Consider the following 2,850-nt stretch of genomic DNA (forward strand, 5'->3'; position numbering starts at 1 on the left):
GGCCGACTCTCCAGGCCCAGGACGCCCCCGCCCTGATCGACTTCCTCGTCGACACCGTCGGCTTCCGGCGGACGGCCGTCTACGAGGACGGCGCCCGCGTCGCCCACGCCCAGCTGGACTGGCCCGAGGGCGGCGGCATCATGCTCGGCTCGTACGACCCGGACGGCCCCGGAGAGGCATGCGGGAAGCCCGGCACCTCCGGCGCCTATGTCGTCACCGACGAGGTGGACGCCCTGTACGCCCGCCTCGCCGACGCCGGCGTGAAGATCGTCGGCGAGATCGAGGACAAGCCGTACGGCAGCCGCGAGTTCGGCATCGCGGACCCCGAGGGAAACCGCTGGTTCTTCGGCACCTACCGGGGCGAGCCCAGGCCCGGACCGACGCCGTGAGAGCGCGTGATAACTTGCGCAAGCCAGTCAAACCCGTACCTGGGCCAGGGAATCCGGTGGAAATCCGGAACTGACGCGCAGCGGTGAGGGGGACGGGCGGGACCACGGCCACTGGGCGTCTCACGACGCCCGGGAAGGCGTCCCGTCCGGCCGATCCCGAGTCCGAAGACCTGCTGGCGCCTCCGCTCGCACACCGGGCGGCGGAGGTCGTGACGCAGACCAGGCTCCGCGTATGAGCCGTGAGACTCAAGGGATCGCGTGTCCTCGAAAGCCCGTAGAACCGCCCTGCGCTGTGCCGGACTGCTGGCGTCCGCCACGCTCGCGCTGACCGCGTGCGGCGACGGCGGCGGCTCCGCACAGAATTCCGCCGCCGGGTCCGGGGGCAAGAGCGCCGAAGGCTACCCGGTCACGGTCGCCTCCTGCGGCAAGGAGGCGAAGGTCGGCGCCCCGCCCCAGCGCGCCGTCTCGCTCGACCAGGGCTCCACCGAGATCCTGCTCTCCCTCGGCCTCGCCGACCGCATGGTCGGCACCGGCACCTGGACCGACCCGGTCCTGAAGAACCTGGCGAAGGAGAACGCGAAGGTGGAGCGGCTTGCCGACCGCTACCCCTCCCTGGAGAAGGTCCTCGCCAAGGAGCCGGACTTCGTCAGCGCCTCCTTCCTGTACACCGTCGGCAAGGGCGGCGTCGCCGACCGTACGAAGTTCACCGAACTCGACGTACCCGTCTACGTCTCGCCCACCGACTGCGCGGGCAAGGACAACGACGGCGGCGGCGACGGCAAGCGCGTCAAGACCCTCACCATGGACACCGTCTACGGCGAGGTGCGGGACCTGGCGAAGGTGTTCGACGTCGAGGAGCGCGGTGAGAAGCTGATCGCGGGGCTGAAGAGCCGCGTGACGAAGGCGGCGAAGGACATCAAGGCCGCCGACGCCTCCGACACGACCGTGCTGTACTGGTTCGCCAACTCCGACGCCCCCTACATGGCGGGCTGCTGCGGCGCCCCCGGCATCATCACCCGCGAACTGGGCGTGAAGAACGTCTTCGACGACACCCGCGAGGAGTGGCCCCAGATCAACTGGGAGACCGTCGCCGACCGCGACCCCGACGTCCTCGTCATCGGCGACCTCACCCGCAAGTCGCAGTCCGCGGAGAGCGCGGCCGCGAAGATCAAGTTCCTGGAGTCCAACCCGGCGACCAAGAACCTCACCGCCGTGAAGAAGAAACGGTACGTCCTGCTGAGCGGCCAGGCCATGAACCCCACGATCCGCACGGTCGACGGCATCGAACAAGTGGCGGCAGGCCTGCGGAAGTTCGGCCTCACCAAGTGAGGCCGACCGCCCCCACCCGAATACAGGGAAGGCCCACCCGAATACAGGAAGGGCCCACTCGACGGGCCCTGCTGGTCCGGCACACACTGCTGTGGCTGGCGGCGTGCGCCGCGCTCGCACTCTCCGTGGCGGTCGCCGTCACCATCGGCCCCGCCGACATCTCGGTGCCCGACGTATGGTCGGCGCTCGCCGCGCACCTCGGCTGGGGCGAGCCACGGCTCACCCCCCTCAGGGACGGCATCGTCTGGAACCTGCGGATGCCCCGCACCCTGCTCGCCGCCGTCTGCGGCGCGGGCCTCGCGGTCTGCGGCGCGGTCATGCAGTCCCTGCTGCGCAACCCCCTCGCCGACCCGTTCGTGCTCGGGGTGTCGTCCGGGGCGTCCACGGGAGCGGTCGCGGTCGTCGTACTCGGCGTCGGCGGGGGAGCGGTGTCGATCTCGGCGGGCGCGTTCGTCGGCGCGCTCCTCTCCTTCGCCCTGGTCCTGCTCCTGAGCCACTCGCTGGGCGACACGGTGGACCGGGTGGTCCTGTCCGGCGTGGCCGCGATGCAGCTCTTCTCCGCGCTGACGTCCTTCGTGATCCTCACGGCGGGCGACGCGGAGACCACCCGGGGCGTGCTGTTCTGGCTGCTCGGCTCGCTCAGCGGGGCGGGCTGGACGGACGTATGGCTGTGCGCGGCGGTCCTCGCCGTGACGCTGGCCGTCTGCCTCGGCCACGCCCGCACGCTCGACGCCTTCGCCTTCGGCCAGGAGGCGGCGGCGACGCTGGGCGTACGGGTGGCACGCACCCGGCTCGTCCTGCTCTGCGTGACGGCGCTGCTGACGGCGGCCCTGGTCAGCTCGGCGGGCGCCATCGGCTTCGTGGGCCTGGTCCTGCCGCACGCGGCCCGCGCGTTCGCGGGCTCCGGCCACGCCCGGCTGCTGCCGGTCACGGCGCTGGCCGGGGCGGTCTTCCTGGTCTGGGTGGACACGCTGGCCCGCACGGCCCTCGACCCACAGGAGGTCCCGGTGGGAGTGGTGACCTCGCTCATCGGCGTACCGGCGTTCGTACTGGTGCTGTACCGCACGCGAAGGGGGACACCGTGACACCCAGAACAAAACACGACCCGCCACACGCCCCCACGCCCCAGACG

The 2,850-nt window shown here is 71.4% G+C and carries 3 protein-coding genes and 1 riboswitch; all 3 genes read left to right on the top strand.

Annotation, left to right across the window (positions count from 1 at the left end; translation table 11 throughout):
* Nucleotides 1-389, top strand: a 389-nt coding sequence (locus GKQ77_RS31070; RefSeq protein WP_219692455.1) for a VOC family protein, incomplete at its 5' end; no start/stop codon positions are given.
* Between the two features lie 7 nt (nucleotides 390-396).
* A riboswitch (cobalamin riboswitch) is annotated at nucleotides 397-581 on the top strand.
* Nucleotides 582-647: 66 nt separating this feature from the next.
* Nucleotides 648-1,718, top strand: a complete 1,071-nt coding sequence (locus tag GKQ77_RS31075) for an ABC transporter substrate-binding protein (RefSeq protein ID WP_219692456.1) — start codon at nucleotides 648-650, stop codon at nucleotides 1,716-1,718.
* Nucleotides 1,719-1,786: 68 nt separating this feature from the next.
* Nucleotides 1,787-2,803, top strand: a complete 1,017-nt coding sequence (locus tag GKQ77_RS31080; protein WP_258022284.1) for a FecCD family ABC transporter permease — start codon at nucleotides 1,787-1,789, stop codon at nucleotides 2,801-2,803.
* Nucleotides 2,804-2,850: the final 47 nt, after the last annotated feature.

It is taken from the genome of Streptomyces anatolicus, from assembly GCF_019400875.1.
GTDB lineage: Bacteria > Actinomycetota > Actinomycetes > Streptomycetales > Streptomycetaceae > Streptomyces > Streptomyces anatolicus.